Origin of the sequence: Shewanella dokdonensis (assembly GCF_018394335.1) — a bacterium.
GTDB lineage: Bacteria > Pseudomonadota > Gammaproteobacteria > Enterobacterales > Shewanellaceae > Shewanella > Shewanella dokdonensis.
This window is the reverse complement of sequence record NZ_CP074572.1, coordinates 2,908,479-2,929,966: the sequence shown is the minus strand read 5'-3', so window position 1 is coordinate 2,929,966 and position 21,488 is coordinate 2,908,479. Positions and strand designations below refer to the sequence as shown.

Below are 21,488 nucleotides of genomic sequence, written 5' to 3'. Positions count from 1 at the left end.
CACCAGTCTACGCAGTTACCGTGATGGGATAATTGATATAGATAAAGGTTTTGTCCGATAACACTCACCGCAGCGATATGCTGTCCGACAGGGGCTATCACTAACGCTTGTAAAAATAACGTGAGCCCACAGAAGGACAGATAACAGCATAAATATTTCAAATATCACTTACAAATTGAAAATATTTTCTATCGCATCGCCATTATCCCTAATAAATAGCAAGGTTATTCTCCAGCGTTCCCGCTATCTTGATAGCAGTTGATTTTATGAGGTCATAGTGGATGCGCACTGATTTGTGGGAGCTGTTTATCAATACGGTTAAGGCTGAAGTGATCCCGGCCTTGGGGTGTACCGAGCCGGTTGCGGTAGGACTGGCAGCCGCCATTGCCCGTAGTAAATTGCAGGCATTACCGGAATCGATTCAAGTCGAAGTGTCACCGAACCTGATGAAAAATGGCATGGGTGTCAAAGTACCTGGCACCGGCATGACAGGTCTGGCAATTGCCGCGGCCGTGGGAGCCATTGGTGGTGATGCGACTGCGGGCCTGGAAGTGTTCCATAGCCTCAACGATGCCAAAGTCACCACAGCTAAACAGTTGTTAGAAACCGGCAAGGTAAAAGTTACCGTAGCCGACACCCAGCGGGTACTGTTAGCCAAAGTGGCCGTGTTTGCCCAGCAGCGTTGGGTACAGGTGACGATTGCCGATGAACACACTAACGTGGTGGCGGTGGAAGAAAATGGCGTCACAACCTTCATGCAGCAACCAGCCGTAGCCGGGAACCCTATAGCCAAACTGCCATCGCACACAACCGTGCAGGACATCTATCAATTTATTACCGAAGTGCCCGTTGCCCGATTGGCATTTATCGAACAGGCCAAACAGCTTAATGAGGCCCTGTCCCAAGAAGGACTCAGCGCTGACTACGGTTTACAAGTGGGCGCGACCTTGCAACGCCATGTCGCCCGAGGGCTTATCAGTGGCGGTTTGCTGACCGATGTGATCAGCCGTTCAGCCGCAGCATCGGATGCCCGTATGGGGGAGCCATGTTGCCCGCCATGAGCAACTCAGGCTCTGGCAATCAGGGCATTGCCGCCACTATGCCGGTGGTAGTCGCAGCGGAGTATCTGAAGTCTTCTCACGAACAGTTGTTACGGGCATTAATGTTGTCGCATCTGCTGGCAATTTACATCAAACACCAGCAACACAAGTTGTCAGCCTTGTGTACGGTAACCACTGCCGCCATGGGCTCGGCAGCCGGGATCACCTATCTGCTTGGTGGTGATTATCAGCAGATAAGCTACGCCGTCAGCAGCATGATTGGGGATGTGGCCGGGGTGATTTGTGATGGTGCTAAAAATGCCTGTGCTATGAAGGTGTCATCCTCTGCGGGAGCTGCGGTCAAGTCGAGCCTGATGGCGATTGATAATATTCATGTCACCGGCCAGGAAGGGATAGTGGCCGATGATGTAGACAGCTCCATTCGTAATCTGTCTGCTTTAGCTAACGGCGCTATGAGCCACACCGACCAGCAGATCCTCGACATCATGGTGCAAAAAGCGCTGTAACCTTATAACGGTAACGCTGTGGTGTATTTCAACGATTCCATGGCAAAAGTCGAGGTGACTTTCGAAATGCCCGCAACACTGTTGACGAGTTTTTTATAAAACTCGTCAAAGCTCTTCATATCCGCCACCTGCACTTTCATCATGTAATCGTATTCGCCCGCCATACGATAGAACTCCATGACCTCCGGAAATTCGGCGACCGCATTGACGAAGCGGACATACCATTCATGGGAATGATCGTTAATTTTCACCATCACAAAGGCGGTCAGCTCTAAGCCGATTTTTTCCGGATGCAGCAACACCACACGTTTATTGATAACGCCCGCATCTTCCAAGCGCTTCAAGCGTTTCCAGCAAGGGGTCGTCGTCAGATTGACGGCTTCAGCTAGCACGTTCAACGAGATAGTGGCATCCTGTTGCAGCATCTGTAGCAAGGTTTTGTCGGTTTTATCCAGTTCCATCTTGTCGGCCAACGCAGTACACATTGCTGCATCATAAGAATTTCATTTATCAGCGGCAATCTATAACGTTATTTTTATCACTCACATTTCTAGAGTGTAATTTTCTCTGTTATTTGCTTATCGACAAAAGATATAACTCTTAGCCATTTTCTTTAAGCACCACCACTTGAAAATACATGCAACAAATCTCATATAAGTAACAGCATGATTGGCAGCGTTTCGGGAGCAGACAGATGACGCAGACAGGCACAGTACAACTGGTATGCCCACATTGTGGCGTAATCAACCGTATACCTACCGACAGACTTAATCAGCAGCCTTTGTGTGGCAAATGCCACGATGCGCTGCTCAATGGTCATCCGGTTATGGTGAATGACAGTAACTTCCAGCGTTTTATTGATAAAAACGAGCTGCCGCTCGTCGTCGATTTTTGGGCACCTTGGTGTGCGCCATGCCGCCAATTTGCGCCGATATTCAGTGAAGTTGCTGCCGAAATGACATCACAGGCGACGTTCGCCAAACTGGATACTCAAGATAATCAGCTGACGGCCTCCCGGTTGCAGATCCGCTCGATCCCAACCTTGGCGGTGTATCATCATGGCCGGGAAATTGCCCGAATTTCTGGCGCCTTGCCCAAAGGTCAATTCAAACAATGGCTACAGCAGTATTTATAACGAACCTCGAGCAATAACGAGAAGTGTTGCAGGAGGCAAGTGTTTGGCAGCAAACACCACGCTTGCAGCCAAACATAGGCAAAACGACGCAGTCGCCCGCATGCTTCATATATTCATTCATGCGGGCAAACATTTCCCGTCATCCCCTCACGGTATAGCGCGAACTGACATTTATGCCTAAGCCGCAATATGGGGGTTGGAATGGTTTAGATGCCATCACCATCCCAAGCGCATAATGCCTGCCGGACAATGCTTTCCAGTTCGTCACGATTGGCTCCATCTCGCGCCTGTAGTGATATCCCCCTGAACCGCCAGGATAAAGCGTGCTAGCCCTGTTGCTTTTGCGGCAGGTAACTCACCTTCTGATACCGCACGTGCTAATCGCTCGTCCAAATGTTGTAAGGTCTGCGCCCGAGCATCCCGCACTATCTTACCGAGGATTGCATTACCTTCTTCGCCAACCGCTGACAAGGCCAACATACATCCGGCGGGATAATCCGCCGCTGCCGCACCACCAAAGAGCCTAACGGCATTCATAAGATACGCGGTAATCGCCTCACGGGCCGTTGCGGCCTCATCAAATCCAGCCCATAGTTTGTTGCCAAAACTTTGCCGATAGTGCGCTAACGCCTCAGCATAAAGCGTTTCTTTTGAACCGAAAGCGGCATAAAGACTGGGCGGAGAGATGCCCATTGAGGACGTCAGATCACTCAGTGATGTCGCAGAAAACCCTTTGCGCCAAAACAGTCGCATCGCCTGATCCAACGCCGCCTCTCGATCAAACAAGCGCGGTCTTCCCCTAACAGCCCCCGCCGCAACTGACTTTTCTGGCTGGTGAGTATTTTTCATCACATAAATCCTTTGATCTTTCAATCTAATCTGATTATATAGTGATTATGTAATGATCACTATATAATAAATACCAATAGCAAACACCCGTAATTGAAAAGGAAAATAACATATGAATCAACAAACCACGATCACCCATCATAGCGCGTATGTGAATGGTATCAGACTACGCTACGCCATTTGTGGTGCAGGCCCTGTAGTGGTGCTTATCCATGGTTTTCCCCAAAGTAGTCACGCTTGGCACAAATTGATGCCGTTACTGGCATCCCATTACACTGTTATCGCGCCCGATATGCGCGGTGCCGGTAATTCCGATAAACCCGGCTACGGTTATGATAAATGTACCATGGCCAAGGATATTAACGAGCTGGTACACCAGTTGGGGTTTGAAAAAGTACGTATTGTTGGTCATGACATCGGCATGATGGTGGCTTATGCCTACGCAGCAAACTATCCAGACGAAGTGGAGCAACTGGTGGTAATGGAGGCCAGCTTGCCGGGTCTTGGGCTGGAAATGTTATGGGACAATGCGGCCTTTCCTAAATTGTGGCATTTTGGCTTTTTCCGCGCGTCTGGTGTTGCCGAGGCGCTTATCACTGGCCGGGAACATATTTTCTTCAGCTATGCCATGAAAGAATTGGCGTACGATCCAAGTGCTATTAGTGAGAGTGATATTGCAATCTACAGCCAAATCATGGCTGCACCAGGCGCGCTTCAGGGAGGTTTTGGTTACTATCGCGCGATGGATCTCGATGCTCAGCATAACCAAGAGTTAGCCAAAACCAAGCTACGGATGCCGGTCTTGGCCATCGGCGGTAAATTCTCTACGGGCACTGAAGTGGGGCGAGTCATGGAACAAGTGGCTGAAAATGTACAAACCGTGGTGATGGAACGCTGTGGGCACTGGATTGTTGAGGAACAGCTTGAAGCGGCTACCGAGCTGCTCAGCAAATTTTTCCAGCGCTAGTTTATCCGCAACGAGGTGACTAAAAGGCCAGCTGTACCAGCCACTTAGTCACCTTGCTAGGTTTAGTTACCGCTACCAGCGAAATCGCCTGTTACGACTGACCACGCCAGCAAAACCAACTGAACAGTAACACCCAAATGGGCTGCTCACGAAGAGTGTGATCGCGCCTATACCCGCGGGATCTTACTTCTGCTATGCTTTGACTCGTTAATTTTGGCACTGAAAGGAGATATTGATGATTGTATTACTGACCCACCCGGCAAAGGTGTCCGAGTAGATATCGTTTAGTATTATCCTGCTGCTTGCCCCATTTGCCCGGTGTATTCTCAACCGGGAACAACAACCTGTCTTATTGCGGTTATTCAACAACCGCTAGCTTATAGTTCCCGCAACATTCGCTGATGTGCGCTCATCATTATGATGTGCGTAAGGAATGCATATGAGTTCAGCAATTTCAATTAACCGACTGGGATGGCAAGCTTTTTTCAACAACAGCTCAACCTAGAAGAACTGGAATACACAAACATTGCCAGAGTCTGTGGTCACCACAGAAATGGCTATCTGTTACACACAATACAAGGCACGTTGACGCTCCACGCTAATCCGGCATTGCCAGAAATGACACTAGGAGACTGGTTACTGCTTGATCAGCAACAGCATTTTGTACGTCTGCTGGAGCGTAAATCACTGTTCAAGCGCAAAGCAGCTGGCACGAAAGTCACCGAGCAGCTAATTGCCGCTAATGTCGATACCTTATTCATTGTCTGCTCGCTCAACCAAGATTTTAATCTGAGCAGAATTGAACGCTATCTAGCATTGGCACATGAGGCAGCCGTCACGCCGGTAGTGGTATTAACCAAAGCGGATTTATGTGCCGCTGCGGCGGAGAAATGCCAGGCGGTACAGGCACTCGACCCATTCTTAGCGGTAGCATCCGTCAATGCGCTTGATCAAGACAACTGTGCCGCGTTACTGAGTTGGTGTGGCACAGGGCAAACCCTGTCATTATTAGGTTCATCTGGTGTTGGTAAATCCACCTTGGTCAATAGCCTGTTGGGGCACGATATCCAGAAAACTGCGGCCATCCGCGAAGATGACAGCAAGGGCCGTCACACCACCACAGCGAGAACCATGCACTTTCTGCCAAGTGGCGCCGTGCTTATCGACACACCTGGGATGCGCGAGTTACAACTGGCTGAATGTGAAACAGGCGTCAGACGGACATTTGCCGATATCGAACAACTGGCGCAACAGTGCCGTTTTAGCGACTGTCAGCATCAAAGTGAACCTGGCTGTGCCATTCAACAGGCCATTAGCTCGGGAGCGCTGGAACCGAGACGATTGAGCAACTATCAGAAACTGCTTGCTGAGCAGGCGCGAAATAGTGCGTCGTTGCAACAACTGCATGCTCAGGATCGACAGTTTGGCCGCATGGTAAAAACGCTTAGCGCGGCATCGCGTAAATTGAAAAAAGGTTATTAACCTGTCATGCCGTCCCGGCAGCGTCTGCTGGGGCGGTATCATCTACGGTTCCAGTGACGGCTAACTGAACAAGCTCTTCATCCTTCAACCGAGTCGTTACTCGACCTTTCTGAATCAGGCTGTTAGCTGCGGTATAAAACATATCCATATGAAATTATTATCATTAAGTAGCAAAGCGTTATCCATACACAAAATTGGCTATGCTTAAAGCGCGAGATAACGAGGATGAAAGGAGGTTTTTATGCTCGCCACAGAGATACAACTTAAAATTGATGCCAATAGTGCCCAGATCAAAACTATTGCTAACCGCATTCAGCTGCTAGAAGAGGAGCATCTGGCCGAACCCGGTAATGCCGATTATGTCGAGTTAAGAACCCAGCATAAAAAACTGGTAGATGAAAATCGCCGGCTCATGGACAGCGCCACGTCAAAGTAATAGTTGGCACAATGATTTTATTCCGTAACCAACGTTAATGGCCGCTGTCTCACAGCAGCAAGCAACAATGTGGTTTATCCTATTGCAAGTGTGGTAAGGATAAATTGCTTGTTGCTTATCAGCGGCGCTTACTCTCCACCTCAAAACAGCATGTTAAAATGTTACAAAACGGTTTCATTAATTGCATGCTTACTTGAGAGTGTTTATCCTTCTCAGTCCTGTGAAAATCCGAGCGCGGCAGCCACAGGGAAACCCTAACGCCCATCACGCAATGAAAAGGTAATGTCTTATGCAGTTTGCGCGCACTTATCCTCTGCGCTTAGTCATAATATTGCCTTTTTCCTTTTTGTTCTTTGTCGCGGCGGTGGTCTTTTCTTTTATTTCTTATGAGAACAGCCAAGCACTCGCCCGCGCTATGGGGCAGAATTTTGCCCATGAACTAGCACACCGCATCAGTCAATATGTGCAACATCTGACCAAAGTGATGCCTGACATCACCGAAACCAATGCGAACCAACTGTTAAACGGCAATCTTTCGTCTACACAACTGGCACAAAATACTCCCTGGTTACTTGCACAGTTAAGGCAAAACCAGCAGTTAAGCTTTGTCAGTATGGCCTTTCCGGATGGGCGTTATATTGCTGCGGCGCGCCCGCCCAACAACCCTGAGCAGATTGAAATTGCGAGCAATGCGTTCAATCAACAACATCACCTTATTGGCTATCTGCCAGACGGTAGCGATCATCCCGGCAAAGCGATTGAACAGATAAAAATTGCCTACGATCCGCGGCAACGCCCTTTTATGCAGTGCGCTTTACAGCAACCACAACAGCCCTGCTGGGGCGAAGTTTATCGTTACGTAGAAAGCCAGATATACGGCATTAGCTTGTCAAAAGCGGTATTCGATCCACAAGGAAACATGATTGCGGTAGTGGCTGCAGATATTGCACTAAACCGGCTCAGTCACTTTATGACCCAACTCAACATTGGCTATGGTGGTGTGGCATTTTTAGTGGAGCAGCACAGTGGTAAGTTAATTGCGTCTTCCAACACTCAGCATATTCCAGTGAGCGCTGCTGACGGCAATCGTTATACCTTAAAAAATCATCCCTTAACCTGGTTACGAGATCTGCCCACTACACCGCCAGATAATCTGAACCAAGCGCCATTCCGGGCTGCTGGCGCCGCTTACTTATTGCAAACCAAGCAAATCCCCTGAGCGAACAACAAAGTTGGCAACTGATAGTGATACTGCCAACGCAGGAGATTGCCGCCCCAATTATTGCCCAAGTTTGGGATACCTTACTCATCACCCTATTGTTATTACTGCTGCTGATTTTTATTGGTGCCAAGTTGGCGAAGGAAATAGCCAGACCGATTGAAAAAATGGCGAAAAATGCCAGTAATAATTCATTAGAGCAGTTGGCTCAACAGGTTGAAAATCATCATCAATGTGTGGAAGTCGCTCATCTGTCACACAGTATGGCAACGCTTGCCAAAGCACAATTAGACTCAATTCATACGCTGGAACAACAAGTTCATCATCGTACGCTGGAGTTGCAAAAGGCCAACCAACGGCTGACCACATTGTCGGAACAAGATGCCTTAACAGGCATTGCCAACCGCCGGGCATTTGATAAACGGCTGCAATCAGCCTGGCAACAGGCGATCACCACAAACACGCCGTTAACCGTCATTATCTGTGATATCGACCATTTCAAATCGTTTAACGATTATTATGGCCATCAGGCGGGTGATAAAGCCCTGAAAACAGTAGCCCAGCACTTGCAAACGCATGTCCGCCAAGGCAGTGATTTACTGGCTCGGTATGGTGGGGAAGAGTTTGCACTGATCCTGCCAAATACTGACTTAATTCAAGCAGGAAAAGCTGCTGAACACCTACGCCAAAGCCTGTTTGCCACAGCGATTCCGCGAGAAGACATGGCCCCTTGGGTGATTTCGTTGAGTCTTGGCTACGCCAGCCTCTATCCGCAACACAACCAGCAAGTAGCAGAGTTAGTACAACAGGCAGATAAACAGCTGTATATGGCTAAAGCCAACGGCAGGAATCAGGTACAACCGCCAAGCGCCGCCAGCATATAAGTAACAGCGCTTGCCGTGATAACAGCACTCTATAACGTTGAGCCGCTATCAATACCCTTGTTGTTTGACAATATTCACAACTCTTAGGCTTTTTTCACAAACTCAGATTTAAGCTGCATTGCCCCAATGCCATCAATTTTGCAATCGATATTATGGTCGCCATCCACCAAACGGATGTTTTTCACTTTAGTGCCCACTTTAACCACCAATGAGCTGCCCTTCACTTTCAGATCCTTAATCACGGTGACCGCATCGCCATCACTTAACAGAGCACCATTGGCATCCTTAACCACAAGTCCATCGTCTGCTTCAACGACTTCGCCGGCTATCCATTCATGGCCACATTCTGGGCACACCAAGGTGCTGCCGTCTTCATAGGTATAGTTGGAGTTACAACTTGGACAATTGGGTAAATCACTCATCAATCAGTTCTCTATGTCTTTGGTAGCTAACAAAAAATAGACACCAAGCGACTGCTAAAATGGCTACCATTGCAGTTTTTTATTTTTGGAGTCATATAGTTAAGGCCGCATTTTACAAAATGTGTGGATGATTTACAAAAAACAATGGATAAGTACGATTTAATACAAATAAATGACAGATTACGGAGCAAGTTTACCGATATTAGTGTGATGAAAAGACAGTGATTACCTCACTTAACGAACTTACTCAACATCAGACAAGTTAACCGTTCAAACAAGCCTAGGTGTTGGCACTAAGGTTTAATTTTGTCATGCTCTGGTTTCAGTAAAAATAGATAGTTCGGAGAAACTAATGATCCCTAAATCTACCAAACTCAGAGTTGCCCGCCCAACCGATAACCTGGCAAAAATTACTGAAATGTATATCAACGGCCTGGGATTCAAATTACTTGGTGCTTTCGAAGGCCACAATGGTTTTGATGGCTCTATCATCGGTCATGAGAACCATAATTATCATCTGGAATTTACTCATCACAAAGGGACAACTGTTGGGAAGGCCCCGACTCAAGACAATTTGCTGGTTTTCTATTTACCGGAACATGATGAGTGGAGTCAGTGCTGTAAACAAATGGAGCAAGCAGGATTTGTTGTTGTCCCCTCCTACAATGACTACTGGGATGTTGTAGGCAAAACCTTTGAAGATATAGATGGTTATCGAGTAGTGCTGCAAAACCGTGAGTGGCTAGCTTGAGCTAGCGCCTGTCATTGCCGAACCCCAGAGGTCGTAGATTTCGACCTCTTTATTGCGCACCAGCCCAGTAGCCATTCTCACTCGGCTAGTTTTCAACATATCAACGGCAGTAACAACGCTAGTCAATGTCGTGATAACCACTCATTAACACCTGTAGTGATAAACTCAACATGGGCCACTAAAAACGAGAATCGCACCTCGAAAACCTTGTTTATCGGCCAGAATAGTCGCTATTCTTCCCTCCTCGCTTAACTGGATATTTTATGGATAGTAGATTGATCAATAAATATTTTTTAGCCTCGTTGCTTCTTGGCATAGGGTATCACTTCCCCGCTTGGGGTAAAACAATGCCCTTCCCTGCACCTCTTGCACAACAGTTGGCGACTATCGAGCAAAATAGCAACGGGCGCTTAGGCGTTGCATTGTTAGACACCAAAGATCATACGCTGTATCAGTACCGTGGCACCGAGCGGTTTCCGATGTGCAGCACCAGTAAGGTGATGGTGGCTGCCAATCTATTGCAGCGCAATGAACAACAACCGACCCTATTGCAACAGGCCATATTTATCCAACCAACCGATATTGTCAGCTACAGCCCAATAACAGAGAAACATCTGGGTAGCACTATGACGATTGCCGAACTCAGCGCCGCAGCATTGCAATACAGCGACAATACCGCCATGAACAAACTGCTACAGCAACTGGGTGGCCCAGCAAATGTAACTCAGTTTGCCAGAAGTATTGATGATAAGGATTTTCAGCTGAACAGAATGGAGCCCGAGCTGAATACGGCAATCCCCGATGATAAGCGGGATACAAGCACCCCGCAGGCAATGGCAACCAGCCTATATCGGCTAACCTTGGGTGATGTGTTGGCAAAAGAACAGCGAGCACAACTGGTGCAGTGGATGAAAGGCAATACCACCGGCAACGCCAGTATTAAAGCCGGTACACCCAGCAACTGGGTGGTTGCAGACAAAACCGGTAGCGGCAGTTATGGCACCACCAATGATATTGCAGTGCTATGGCCCGACAATCGCGCGCCATTAGTCTTAGTGGTCTATTTCACCCAGCGGCAGCAAACCGCAACCCCGAGAAAAGATATCCTGGCCGCAGCCACTAAAGCCGTGCTCCCGCTTAAATAATCATAGAGTTTTATTGGGTATAAATAGCAACTCGAGCAGCCTTGCTTGGCAACAGACATTAGCCATTATTGGCTGCTCGATGATTGGAAACTGCCAGATCTGCTCTAAGCTAGTACATATTATTACAATACACAAAATGAAAAGTTAGTTTTAAACTATATCACCTCGTAGACGTCTAAAACTAACTTTAAAATATCATTTCTTACTAATTATCAGCAAGCTGTTGGGTCTACCCTACAGATCTGACATATTCCATTATATAAAGCACAGGCTGATGAGTCAGGATCTTCAGCACAGATTTTTCCTAATGTTTCGCATGAACCTGCATCTGGGGCTGAGATTGCGTTATTAATACCGAAACCTAATGTAAGGCCAAATATAACTAAGAAAGCTTTTAATTTACTATTCATATAAAAATTCCTTTTTTGTAGTTACTTCAGTTTTGAGGTGATAACTCATTTAATTCAGAGCCGAGTAATTTTTCATCAAACCCGATAAGAACTTTTCCTTTAAGTACTATTACTGGTATTGCTTCCTTATTAATCGATGCATATAGTCTATCTATTTTTTCATCATGAATTTCAATATCTCTGTCTTCATAGGCAATCTTTTCACGATTGAGATATGCTCTAAGTTGCTTACAATACGGACACCATTGAGTAGTATATATAACAATTTTTTTATCCGTACCTAAAAAATGGGCGTCAGTATTTTTCTCAAAAACTTTGCTCGGTGTGTTATACCAAGCATAAGCTTGCTTTACACCATAACCAGAAAATATAGCTGCAATTAGAATTAAAAAATATAGCAAAAATTCCTTTATTAATTTGGTGTTCATATTATTACTGTCCTTAGCATTTGAACTTTACAGATTAATAAAAACAATCGTTCTAACTTCACATCTGTTTTGCTATGACACAAGTTTACGTTTGTAACATTTTGTAAATAATTTACACTATTAATTACACCATAAATGTAACAACAATACATATAAGACTATGAAGGAGAAAACGTTTCCCTCTCTGACTTAAGATTAAATGACAATAGGAGCAGCCATAACGAACCTATGAACCACTCATAAAATTTTGTGGTTGTCCTGATTTTCAACATTCCAAAGCCCATCCGGCAGTTGCTGTTGAATATAACTCGATTTGGCACGATAGTGCGTCACGTTAACCGTAGCAGTGACATCGTTTGCTCAAACGCGTATGTTACTCAATTCCACCATCAACATATTTCGTTGCTATCCGAACTTATGCCGAAGCAAACCTGTGTCAATATAGTTTTGTGTTCTCTCTTGCTGCTCACTGCGGGCTGTGTTGCTGCGCCCGATAGTGTGCCGTTATCCGATCGTGATTATTGCGCAGTGCAGCAAACTAGCACCACTCAGACGCTCTCTGAGTTTACCGCACCCTATGCCACTGAGATGCAGCAGAAGACCGGTGTTTATGTCTTGGAACAAGGCACAGAGGCGATGATGTCGCGGGCTTGGCTAGCCGAGCGGGCGGAGAAAAGCATCGACGTACAATACTTTATCTTTTCAATCGATAACGTGGGTTTGATAGCTACCGACTATTTAGTACGGGCGGCTGAGCGCGGCATAAAAGTGCGGGTGTTGGTGGACGACATCATGTTGGAAGCACGCGGCGACGAGCTGTTAATGTTAGATGCCCACAAGAATATTGAGATTAAAATCTACAACCCAAACGTCAACTTGGGTAAGAATATCGTACAAAAGGTTACCGCACTGCTGACCGATTTCCACGGCATCAACCAACGGATGCACAACAAAGTATTTCTGGTTGATCAGCAAATCGCCATTACCGGCGGCCGCAATATCGCCGATGAATATTTTGGTTTCGACCACGAATATAACTTTAGGGACCGCGATGTTTTTCTGGCCGGTAAAGCGGTTCAGTCAGTGGAAAACTCTTTTGAGCAGTATTGGCAAAGCAAGCTCAGTGTTTCTATCACCGATCTGTTCGATAAACTGCCATCCCCAGCCAATCCCGAATTTTCACGGCTACATTCCTACGCCTGCAACCCCGCCAATTTCAGCCCAGAGATTAGGGCAGAGATTGAAGACGTACCTGCCACCTTCAAACAGCTTGCAGATGAAGGTAAGTTTTTATTTATCAATAACGTGGAATATGTGGCCGACATGCCGGGCAAGAACGATCGCAGCCATTTCCTCGGCGGCGGCAGCATCACCCACGATAAATTGGTAGCACTGGCTGAAAGCGCCAGCGACAGCATAGTGATTCAAACGCCCTATTTGATTACCACCAAAAGCGACCGAGCATTCCTGCGTAAATTGGTTAAGCAAGGTATCAGCATTAAAATTCTCACCAACAGTCTGGCCTCCAACGACAACCTAGAAGCGTTTAGCGGTTATCAACGCAACCGAGCCGCATTGCTAGATACCGGCGTAGAAGTGTATGAATTCAGACCGGACGCCAAAATCAGGCAAAGGGTGATGTCGGAGCACATGTACAAACGCTCGCCAACCGTGCCGATATTCGGCCTGCATGCCAAAACCATGACCATTGATAACCACATCACCGTAATTGGCACCTACAACTTTGACCCGCGCAGCACCAACCTGAATACTGAAAGTATCACAGTGATCGACTCGCCAGCGATCACCCAAGAGGTAAAAGCCTCCATGCTAAAAGAGATGGAAGCCGACAACGCCTGGCAGATCACCAAAGACTTTAACCCCGACAGCGAGGAGAGTTTATCCAAGCGCATCGGAGTGAAATTACGCAGAATTGTACCGAAGAATATTTTGTAGATTTGGGGTTAGGCTGAGGTAGATAGCAACGGCAGGCAAAGTAAATCAACATCGGCTTCCGCTGATTTGTACCAGCCCAATTCGGTACGCACTGCGTCCCAATTGGGAAGATGAGATAAAAACTGCGCGTATTTCGCCCGAGCTTGTCGGTGCCGCTCATCTTCCACAATAAGGCGGAAAATTTTCCCAGTAGGTTTGCATCATGGCGCTATTAACTGCTTACACAGCCTTTTTGCGCCCTTGGGTAAGTAGAACACGGATTTAATGAGCAACGCGTTGAACGCTTGCGGTAAATCGTTACTCATTACGCTTCCTTCATTTCGCTATCAAATTCAAAACAGCCACGAATTAGCGACTTTTCAAACCTGTACTAACACATGTAAAGATCTCAATGCAAATATTCGCTAGAATCTCACACCAAAATCACGGCAAATACTTACAAAGTCATTCTTGAATGAATCAGATAGAATTCGACCATTAGCATTGGCACTATAATCAATGGCTGTAATGGCTCCATGCGTTTCATATTTGTCACTCGTATATTCTTCTTTTTTAAGAGTCGCAGATATAATAACCTGATTATCTAATGACTCAAAAGCGTCAATCATTTTCATTTCTTTTAGACTAGACAGTTCACGATCTCTAAATGAATCAATAACTATTGGAAACTCGTGTTTCATAACTAAAAGCAATGCGTAAACCCTTGAAAAATAGAACTCTTGCTCTTCACTACCAGAATAATTAACTGATCTTTTGGTAAACAAATCATGAAATGTTTGCAAACCATCCTCATCAATCACTCTATAAATTTTATTCATTACTTTAACTATTTCATCAATTAGTTTTCTTTGCTTTTCTGAAACCCCTTCTTTTTTGACATTTGATTCATTTATCTGCCTAGTAACTAACTCTATTTCCCTCTGTTTTTCTTGAAGTTCTTTATCTAACTTCCCAGTACCATTAAGCTCATCTCTAAACAAAATAACATCTCTTAATGTAGGAGAGACCTTACCTAAATTATCCGACATTTTTTCTTGTAAACTTGACAAATCATAATCTATTCTAGAAATAGCTTCCTTTTTATAATCTATAGTTCCTTTCAGAGATTTTAGAATGGATTTCCTAACCTCTAAATTGCTGATATCAAAAGTGATATCTTTTGACTTATATGTAATATTCTCACTACCACAATCCTCGCATGAAACACGCCCAAAAGAAATGGCTCGATTCAGAGAGTTAAGTTCCAACTCTAAATTAATATAGTTATTCAACCTAGAAACTTCAGAATATCTCTTCTTTCTGATTTCTGAAATTCTTCCATGCAGTTCTTTAAGGAATTTCTCTTGCTCTTGGAACTCTTTAAAACTTGCTGATTTTTTAACATTTTCAAGAACAGCTTTATTAATGTTAAAACGATCAATCTCTTTTACAAGTTTTCTCTCACTTATTCTTAACTGCTTCAATCTATCCTTAAGTTCAGTTATCTGTTCATTAGATAATTCACCGCCGTAAACCCCTTTCAAAGAAAATAACATATCTATGAAGTCTGATTTGTTATAATACCCACTATTAAAAATACTAGAAGTATCCCGCTTATCCTGACCGACAAAAAACATTTGTATGAAAAGACTTAAGTCAACTAACTTTGGTAATTCTCTATGAACAATTTCTGGCAGTTTATAAATATTTTCATCAAAAAAATATTTGAATTCAGATGTGGATTCAAAAATACTCAAACCATTCTCACTAATTATTGAGAATGTATTATTTTTCCTTAATATCCTAAATAAATTCCCATCATGAATAAATTCAATATAAAAATAGTAGTCTTTATAATCAAATCCAGCAGGGAATATTGGTTCATTCCCTAATGAAAACATCATCCCTTGCAATACCAATGTCTTACCTTTGTTATTGTCATCACTAAAGATAATATTTACGCGTTCGCTAAGCCTTGTTTCAATAAACGCTTCAATTTCATTTCCGAATGCAAACTTTTTAATTTTCAATTATCAAACCATCCCTTACTATTGCAACTAGAAACCTAGTTGAATCCATATCCATGTGCTCTGTACGTTCAATTAATTTTTCATCTAACTCATTAATTACCTGAGAAACTTTCTTCCGTGAATCTTCAGAAAATGATAGAAAAATACTTTCAAATAGTTTCCAAAAATTTTTCTGATTACTTTTATCAAAAAAAGCTTTGCTCAAAGATGCATTTTGTTTAAAAATATGATCCTCAATTTCCTCATCATCTAGCCCATTAACAAAGGAGCTATAACTTAATGGGATTGAGTTCCTTTTGAAAAAATATCACCACCAACCAACCTATTTAAAACAAAAACCTGTAAATCCTGACTAGTTAAATGCCTAGCTAATTTTAGAACTTCTTTCGGTCTAGCCACTTGGGTATTTTCAATATACGAATTCTTAAGAACTGTCTGTTTATCCCTTATTTCTTTGAACATTTCAGAGTAAAAGTTTTGATCATTTAATTTAGATGATTTAAATTTCATAATCCCTTTTATATATGTGCTTTCATTTGTTCTATCTTCAACAAAAAGCACTTTTTTAAAAAATCATCCATAACATGCTGTTTGGAAGAACAAACGGACAAAAGTCCTTGAGTAATTTTATCCTGATACTCATCCTTAAAATTATCAAAACCGTAACTCGACAAGGAGGAATCGAACAAATATCTCTCTTCAAGTTTAGGCATAAAGAAAATAAATTCCTTATAGAACTCGCTGAATTCTGACATGTGATTTTCATAGAGAGTAATTAAGTATTTACCAATTTTCATTGGTGTAAGATTCTTCTCTCCTTTAGCTTGTACATCCCACAATTCTTCAGTATCACTCATACCTGCCACATCATTAAAACAATCGATAGTCAATACGCTAATATCTTTGTATTTCTTATTAGATGATGCCAAAAACAAAAGAGACTTAGTCTCAAAGGTTGAAGCTTTTAAATTATTTCTCTCTGTTTTTGTAAAAGTATATACCATACCAAGTTCCAATTATCCAAGATGACACCTTGTATCATTATCTATGCTTAAACTAATGTTAACATTAAAATTATTCAACCTTATTTCTGTTTTGTAGCTATTCAGCAACGCAATCTATATCACATATTTGCCAATTGATAAAAAAGGCGAACCTTTCGGTTCGCCTTCAAAATATCCAATCTATGCAACCAAGCTAAATGCCGTGACTGCCGATGCAAACGCCATGTTAGCAAGGCTAAGTCGCCATGAACAGGCTACTTATAGTCTTCCATCGGCACACAGCTACAGAACAGGTTGCGGTCGCCGTACACGTCATCGATACGATTCACGGTCGGCCAGAACTTGTTGGCACGCACGGCATCGCATGGGAACACAGCCAATTCACGACTGTAAGGCCGTTCGTCAAACGCTGGGTCCATGATGTCAGCCATGGTGTGCGGTGCGTTGTGCAGCGGGTTATTGTCCGCTGGCCATTCACCGGCTGCAACTTTAGCGATTTCGCTACGGATAGACACCATGGCGTCGATGAAGCGATCCAGTTCCACTTTTGATTCAGATTCAGTTGGCTCAATCATCAGCGTACCCGCGACTGGGAAGCTCATGGTTGGCGCATGGAAACCGTAGTCGTTCAAGCGCTTAGCAATATCCATTTCAGTGACACCGGAAGCTTCCTTGAGCGGACGCAAATCGATGATACATTCGTGTGCCACGCGGTCGTTACGGCCACGGTACAATACGGGATAGTGCTCAGACAGCTTCTTCGCCAGATAGTTAGCGTTGAGCATGGCATTCTGAGTGGATAACCGCAGTCCTTTGGCGCCCAGCAGTTTGATGTACATCCAACTGATGGGCAGGATGCCAGCGCTACCGTACTGCGCCGCCGCAACCGCGCCATTGTTATCACAGGCTTTACCCAGTTTTACCACGCTGTGACCAGCAACGAACGGTGCCAGATGTGCTTTGACACCGATAGGGCCCATGCCTGGGCCGCCACCGCCGTGCGGGATAGCAAAGGTTTTATGCAGGTTGAGGTGTGACACGTCAGCGCCGATAAATCCGGGTGAGGTAATGCCCACCTGCGCGTTCATGTTGGCACCGTCGAGATACACCTGACCACCGTGCTGATGGATCACTTGGCAGATATCGCGGATGGTTTCTTCATACACACCGTGCGTTGAAGGGTAAGTGATCATGATGCAGGACAGATTGGCGGCCATATCACTCGCCTTGGCACGAAGGTCGTCCATGTCCACGTTACCCTGCTTGTCACACTCCACCACTACCACCTGCATGCCCGCCATGTGAGCGGATGCGGGGTTAGTGCCGTGGGCAGACTGCGGGATCAGACACACGTTACGGTGTGCTTCACCACGGGATTGATGGTATCGACGAATTGCCAGCAAGCCAGAGTACTCGCCTTGGGCGCCAGAGTTTGGCTGCATACATACGGCATCGTAACCGGTGATTTCCACCAGCCAGTCACTCAGGTTCTGTACCAGCTCGTGATAACCTTCAGCCTGAACCTGTGGGCAGAATGGATGCAGATTAGCAAATTCTGGCCAGCTGATCGGTTGCATTTCCACCGCGGCGTTGAGCTTCATGGTGCAAGAACCGAGGGAAATCATTGAATGGTTCAGCGCCAGATCTTTGTTTTCCAGGTGCTTGATGTAACGCATCATCTCGGTTTCGCTGTGATAGCGGTTAAACACCGGATGGGTAAGGATGGCGTCATCACGCAGTAGTGCAGCAGGAATCGAATTGCTGCCCGTCGCCACAATTGCGGTATCCAGCGCGGTGATATCCAGCCCGTGACCAGTACCGAGGATGATATCAAACAGCGTAGCAACATCGGCGCGAGTGGTGGTTTCATCCAGGCTCACACCCAGGGCACCATCGGCATCAATACGCAGGTTGCTTTGTGCCGCCAGCGCGCGGGCGATAACCGCGTCTTTGTCTGCCACCTTGAATGTTAAGGTATCGAACCAAGTGCTATTTAGCAGTGTTACGCCTTTGGCTTGCAGTCCGGCAGCCAAAATATCGGTCAGCCGATGAATGCGATTAGCGATGGTTTTCAGACCATCGGGGCCATGGTACACGGCGTAGAAAGATGCCATGTTGGCCAGCAGGATCTGCGCCGTACAGATATTGGAGTTAGCTTTTTCACGGCGGATATGCTGTTCACGGGTCTGCATTGCCATACGCAGTGCCACGTTACCGCGGGTATCTTTAGATACGCCAATGATGCGGCCAGGCATAGAGCGTTTATGTTCGTCTTTAGTGACGAAATACGCCGCGTGTGGGCCACCGTAACCCATAGGCACACCAAAGCGCTGGGTGTTACCAAAGGCGATATCTGCGCCCATGCTGCCAGGAGACTTCAACAGCACCAGCGACATGATGTCAGCAGCGACGGCAACAACGGCTTTCTGTTGGTGCAGTTGGGCAAACAGTGAGGTGTAATCACGGATAGCGCCCTGCTTATTGCTGTACTGGAACAGCGCGCCAAAAATTTCGTGGTTAACGGCTTCGTCAGCCGGGCCGACCAGCACCTCAAAACCAAAACATTCGGCACGGGTTTTCACCACGTCGAGTGTTTGTGGGAATACATCATCCGCCACATAAAAGATATTGGCTTTTTTGGCTTTGGAAATACGCTTAGCCATGGCCATAGCTTCGGCAGCGGCGGTGGCTTCATCCAGCAGTGAGGCGGAGGCCAGATCCAAACCGGTCAAATCCATCGACAGTTGCTGGAAGTTAAGAATGGCTTCCAAACGGCCTTGGGCAATTTCGGGTTGATACGGTGTGTAAGCGGTGTACCAACCGGGGTTTTCCAGCACGTTGCGCTGAATAACCGCTGGCACTTCAGTACCGTAGTAGCCCATACCGATATAACTTTTGAACACTTTGTTCTTAGCAGCAATCAGCTTGATTGACTCAGTACCGGCGGCTTCGCCACAAGCGTCATCCAGTGCCAGTTCCCGGTTCAGACGAATCGATCCTGGGACTATCTGCGCGGTCAAATCGTCCAAAGACTCGGCACCGACATAATCCAGCATCTGCTGTTGCTGGGTCTCATCGGAGCCAATATGGCGGCGGATAAAGAGATCGTGCTGCTCTAGCTGAGTGAGGGTTTGCTTGGTCATGATTAACCTTAGTTTCTGTAATCGCCGATATGTTGCCGTAGGGCGGCGCTGTATCGGTCTCTTTTTAAGCGCACGAAGCCCTTAAAAGGGCTTCGTTGACAGCAACGATTATTCTTCGTCGATGACAGCCTGATAGGCTTCTGCGTCCAGCAGGTTGTCCAGCTCAGACGCATCGGAAGGCTTGATGCGGAAGAACCAGCCATCACCGTAAGCATCACTGTTGACCAGCTCAGGGCTGTCTTCCAGTGCTTCGTTAACCGCAATCACTTCGCCAGACAATGGCGCATAGATGTCGGATGCGGCTTTTACAGATTCAGCCACGGCGCAATCATCACCGGCATCAATGGTATCGCCCACTTCTGGCAGCTCTACAAATACCATGTCGCCCAGCAGTTCCTGTGCGTGTTCAGTGATACCGATGGTGTAGCTGCCATCAGCTTCCTGGCGTACCCACTCGTGCGAAGATGTGTACAGTAATTCGTTAGGAATATCGCTCATTCTTATTGTTCCTTTCCCGTGTTTCAGAATGCTTGTTTGCCGTTGCGCACAAAGCTGGGCGCAATCACTTTAACTGCTACGCGTTTTTTACGCATTTCCACCTCGGCCGAATCCCCGATTGATGCAGGAACCCGTGCCATGGCAATAGAATAGCCTAATGTGGGCGAGAAGGAACCACTGGTGATCACGCCCTGCTGCTCGTTACCTGCCGCATCAGTGAAGAATACTGGCATGTCGTGGCGCAATACGCCTTTTTCTTCCATCACTAGACCCACTAATTTATCGCTGCCCTGCGCTTTAATGGCAGTCAGCGCGGCGCGGCCGATAAAGTCACGGTCGGCAGGTTCCCAAGCAATGGTCCAGCCCATATTGGCCGCCAGCGGATTGATGGTTTCGTCCATATCCTGACCGTAAAGATTCATCCCGGCTTCCAGACGCAGAGTATCACGCGCGCCTAAACCACAAGGTGCTACGCCAGCATCTTTCAGTGCTTGCCACAGTGCGGCGGCTTCGTTTTCTGGCACCATGATTTCGTAACCGGCTTCACCGGTGTAACCTGTGGTGGCAATAAACAGGTTCTCTGCCTGTACGCCAAAGAAAGGTTTCATGCCAGCAACGGCGGCTTTTTGGGCATCACTGAAAACCGTGGCCGCTTTGGCCTTGGCATTCGGGCCCTGCACGGCAATCATCGCCAACTGTGGCTGTTCGGTGATGGCAACGGCAAAAGCTTTGGCCTGAGCATTGATCCATGCCAGGTCTTTTTCACGAGTAGCGGAGTTCACCACCACCCGATAATAGGTGTCGCTCAGGTAATAAGTGATCAGGTCATCAATCACCCCGGCCTGTTGGTTCAGCATGCCGCTGTACAAGGCTTTACCAGGCTGTTGCAGTTTGGCCACATCATTGGCCAGCAAATAACGCAAAAAGTCACGGGCACCATTGCCAGTTACGTCTACCACTGTCATGTGGGAAACATCGAACATACCGGCGTCATTACGGACAGCGTGGTGTTCCTCAATCTGGGAACCATAATGCAGAGGCATGTCCCAACCGTGAAAATCAACCATCTTGGCATTGCTTTCAAGATGCTTGTTAAAGAGTACAGTTTTATTAGCCATTGTTATCCCTTTCTGTCGGGGCCTTCAGGTATTTAGCACACCTGACATCGGTTTGAAGTGCTGGA

23 protein-coding genes are annotated in these 21,488 nt (G+C 46.1%); 11 read left to right on the top strand and 12 right to left on the bottom strand.

The window, feature by feature from the left end; translation table 11 throughout:
- Positions 1-281: 281 nt before the first annotated feature.
- Together KHX94_RS20635 and KHX94_RS20630 are read left to right on the top strand one after the other, a co-directional pair.
- Entirely contained in the window at positions 282-1,061 is a 780-nt protein-coding gene (locus KHX94_RS20635; RefSeq protein ID WP_244859170.1) for a hypothetical protein, read from the top strand.
- A complete protein-coding gene (locus KHX94_RS20630; RefSeq protein ID WP_244859169.1) occupies positions 1,046-1,567 on the top strand; it encodes an L-serine ammonia-lyase, iron-sulfur-dependent, subunit alpha in 522 nt (173 codons plus the stop codon). The genes KHX94_RS20635 and KHX94_RS20630 overlap by 16 nt, the downstream gene beginning before the upstream one ends.
- A gap of 2 nt (positions 1,568-1,569) precedes the next feature.
- Here the strand turns inward: KHX94_RS20630 and KHX94_RS14030 are convergent, their stop codons facing one another.
- The gene (locus tag KHX94_RS14030) at positions 1,570-2,052 is read right to left on the bottom strand and encodes an Lrp/AsnC family transcriptional regulator (protein WP_342345767.1); all 483 of its coding nucleotides are present in this window, start codon (positions 2,050-2,052) and stop codon (positions 1,570-1,572) included.
- A 209-nt stretch (positions 2,053-2,261) separates the two neighbouring features.
- On the opposite strand from KHX94_RS14030, the gene trxC reads away from it, so the two are divergent.
- Complete coding sequence (gene trxC, locus KHX94_RS14025; protein WP_213681121.1) at positions 2,262-2,702, top strand: thioredoxin TrxC; 441 nt, start codon at positions 2,262-2,264, stop codon at positions 2,700-2,702.
- Positions 2,703-2,966: 264 nt separating this feature from the next.
- Here trxC and KHX94_RS14020 read toward each other — a convergent pair whose 3' ends face one another.
- The gene (locus KHX94_RS14020; protein WP_213681120.1) at positions 2,967-3,551 is read right to left on the bottom strand and encodes a TetR/AcrR family transcriptional regulator; all 585 of its coding nucleotides are present in this window, start codon (positions 3,549-3,551) and stop codon (positions 2,967-2,969) included.
- Between the two features lie 112 nt (positions 3,552-3,663).
- Here KHX94_RS14020 and KHX94_RS14015 point away from each other — a divergent pair, with 112 nt between their 5' ends.
- Positions 3,664-4,518, top strand: a complete 855-nt coding sequence (locus tag KHX94_RS14015) for an alpha/beta fold hydrolase (protein ID WP_213681119.1) — start codon at positions 3,664-3,666, stop codon at positions 4,516-4,518.
- Positions 4,519-4,989: 471 nt separating this feature from the next.
- Positions 4,990-6,000, top strand: coding sequence for a ribosome small subunit-dependent GTPase A (gene rsgA, locus KHX94_RS14010; protein ID WP_213681118.1), 1,011 nt, complete (start codon positions 4,990-4,992; stop codon positions 5,998-6,000).
- A 4-nt stretch (positions 6,001-6,004) separates the two neighbouring features.
- On the opposite strand, the gene KHX94_RS14005 is transcribed toward rsgA, so the two are convergent.
- A complete protein-coding gene (locus KHX94_RS14005; protein ID WP_213681117.1) occupies positions 6,005-6,148 on the bottom strand; it encodes a hypothetical protein in 144 nt (47 codons plus the stop codon).
- Between the two features lie 93 nt (positions 6,149-6,241).
- Here KHX94_RS14005 and KHX94_RS14000 point away from each other — a divergent pair, with 93 nt between their 5' ends.
- The 3 genes from KHX94_RS14000 to KHX94_RS13990 all read left to right on the top strand — a co-directional run bounded on the left by KHX94_RS14000 (position 6,242) and on the right by KHX94_RS13990 (position 8,539).
- Positions 6,242-6,436 (top strand): hypothetical protein, encoded by a 195-nt coding sequence (locus tag KHX94_RS14000; protein WP_213681116.1) that lies wholly within the window; start codon positions 6,242-6,244, stop codon positions 6,434-6,436.
- A 289-nt stretch (positions 6,437-6,725) separates the two neighbouring features.
- On the top strand, positions 6,726-7,655 hold the full coding sequence (locus KHX94_RS13995; RefSeq protein WP_213681115.1) for a cache domain-containing protein: 930 nt from the start codon (positions 6,726-6,728) through the stop codon (positions 7,653-7,655).
- A gap of 26 nt (positions 7,656-7,681) precedes the next feature.
- A complete protein-coding gene (locus tag KHX94_RS13990; RefSeq protein WP_213681114.1) occupies positions 7,682-8,539 on the top strand; it encodes a GGDEF domain-containing protein in 858 nt (285 codons plus the stop codon).
- A gap of 83 nt (positions 8,540-8,622) precedes the next feature.
- Here KHX94_RS13990 and KHX94_RS13985 read toward each other — a convergent pair whose 3' ends face one another.
- Positions 8,623-8,961 (bottom strand): zinc ribbon domain-containing protein YjdM, encoded by a 339-nt coding sequence (locus tag KHX94_RS13985; protein ID WP_213681113.1) that lies wholly within the window; start codon positions 8,959-8,961, stop codon positions 8,623-8,625.
- A gap of 352 nt (positions 8,962-9,313) precedes the next feature.
- Between KHX94_RS13985 and KHX94_RS13980 the strand changes: the two genes are divergently transcribed.
- Entirely contained in the window at positions 9,314-9,712 is a 399-nt protein-coding gene (locus KHX94_RS13980) for a VOC family protein (RefSeq protein ID WP_213681112.1), read from the top strand.
- Between the two features lie 263 nt (positions 9,713-9,975).
- Positions 9,976-10,857 (top strand): class A beta-lactamase, encoded by an 882-nt coding sequence (bla, locus tag KHX94_RS13975; protein WP_213681111.1) that lies wholly within the window; start codon positions 9,976-9,978, stop codon positions 10,855-10,857.
- Positions 10,858-11,069: 212 nt separating this feature from the next.
- Here bla and KHX94_RS13970 read toward each other — a convergent pair whose 3' ends face one another.
- Together KHX94_RS13970 and KHX94_RS13965 are read right to left on the bottom strand one after the other, a co-directional pair.
- Entirely contained in the window at positions 11,070-11,267 is a 198-nt protein-coding gene (locus KHX94_RS13970) for a hypothetical protein (RefSeq protein WP_213681110.1), read from the bottom strand.
- 26 nt (positions 11,268-11,293) lie between these two features.
- Positions 11,294-11,695 (bottom strand): glutaredoxin family protein, encoded by a 402-nt coding sequence (locus KHX94_RS13965; RefSeq protein ID WP_213681109.1) that lies wholly within the window; start codon positions 11,693-11,695, stop codon positions 11,294-11,296.
- 459 nt (positions 11,696-12,154) lie between these two features.
- Here KHX94_RS13965 and KHX94_RS13960 point away from each other — a divergent pair, with 459 nt between their 5' ends.
- Complete coding sequence (locus tag KHX94_RS13960; RefSeq protein ID WP_244859168.1) at positions 12,155-13,651, top strand: phospholipase D family protein; 1,497 nt, start codon at positions 12,155-12,157, stop codon at positions 13,649-13,651.
- 404 nt (positions 13,652-14,055) lie between these two features.
- Here KHX94_RS13960 and KHX94_RS13955 read toward each other — a convergent pair whose 3' ends face one another.
- From KHX94_RS13955 to gcvT, 6 genes are all read right to left on the bottom strand, one after another.
- Positions 14,056-15,660, bottom strand: coding sequence for a hypothetical protein (locus KHX94_RS13955; protein ID WP_213681107.1), 1,605 nt, complete (start codon positions 15,658-15,660; stop codon positions 14,056-14,058).
- 276 nt (positions 15,661-15,936) lie between these two features.
- Positions 15,937-16,170: a hypothetical protein gene (locus KHX94_RS13950; protein WP_213681106.1), complete on the bottom strand. Its 234-nt coding sequence runs from the start codon at positions 16,168-16,170 to the stop codon at positions 15,937-15,939.
- An 8-nt stretch (positions 16,171-16,178) separates the two neighbouring features.
- Positions 16,179-16,664: a hypothetical protein gene (locus KHX94_RS13945; RefSeq protein ID WP_213681105.1), complete on the bottom strand. Its 486-nt coding sequence runs from the start codon at positions 16,662-16,664 to the stop codon at positions 16,179-16,181.
- A gap of 254 nt (positions 16,665-16,918) precedes the next feature.
- The gene (gcvP, locus tag KHX94_RS13940) at positions 16,919-19,807 is read right to left on the bottom strand and encodes an aminomethyl-transferring glycine dehydrogenase (RefSeq protein WP_213681104.1); all 2,889 of its coding nucleotides are present in this window, start codon (positions 19,805-19,807) and stop codon (positions 16,919-16,921) included.
- 108 nt (positions 19,808-19,915) lie between these two features.
- Positions 19,916-20,305, bottom strand: a complete 390-nt coding sequence (gene gcvH / locus KHX94_RS13935) for a glycine cleavage system protein GcvH (protein ID WP_213681103.1) — start codon at positions 20,303-20,305, stop codon at positions 19,916-19,918.
- A 23-nt stretch (positions 20,306-20,328) separates the two neighbouring features.
- A complete protein-coding gene (gene gcvT, locus KHX94_RS13930) occupies positions 20,329-21,423 on the bottom strand; it encodes a glycine cleavage system aminomethyltransferase GcvT (RefSeq protein WP_213681102.1) in 1,095 nt (364 codons plus the stop codon).
- Positions 21,424-21,488 lie beyond the last annotated feature (65 nt).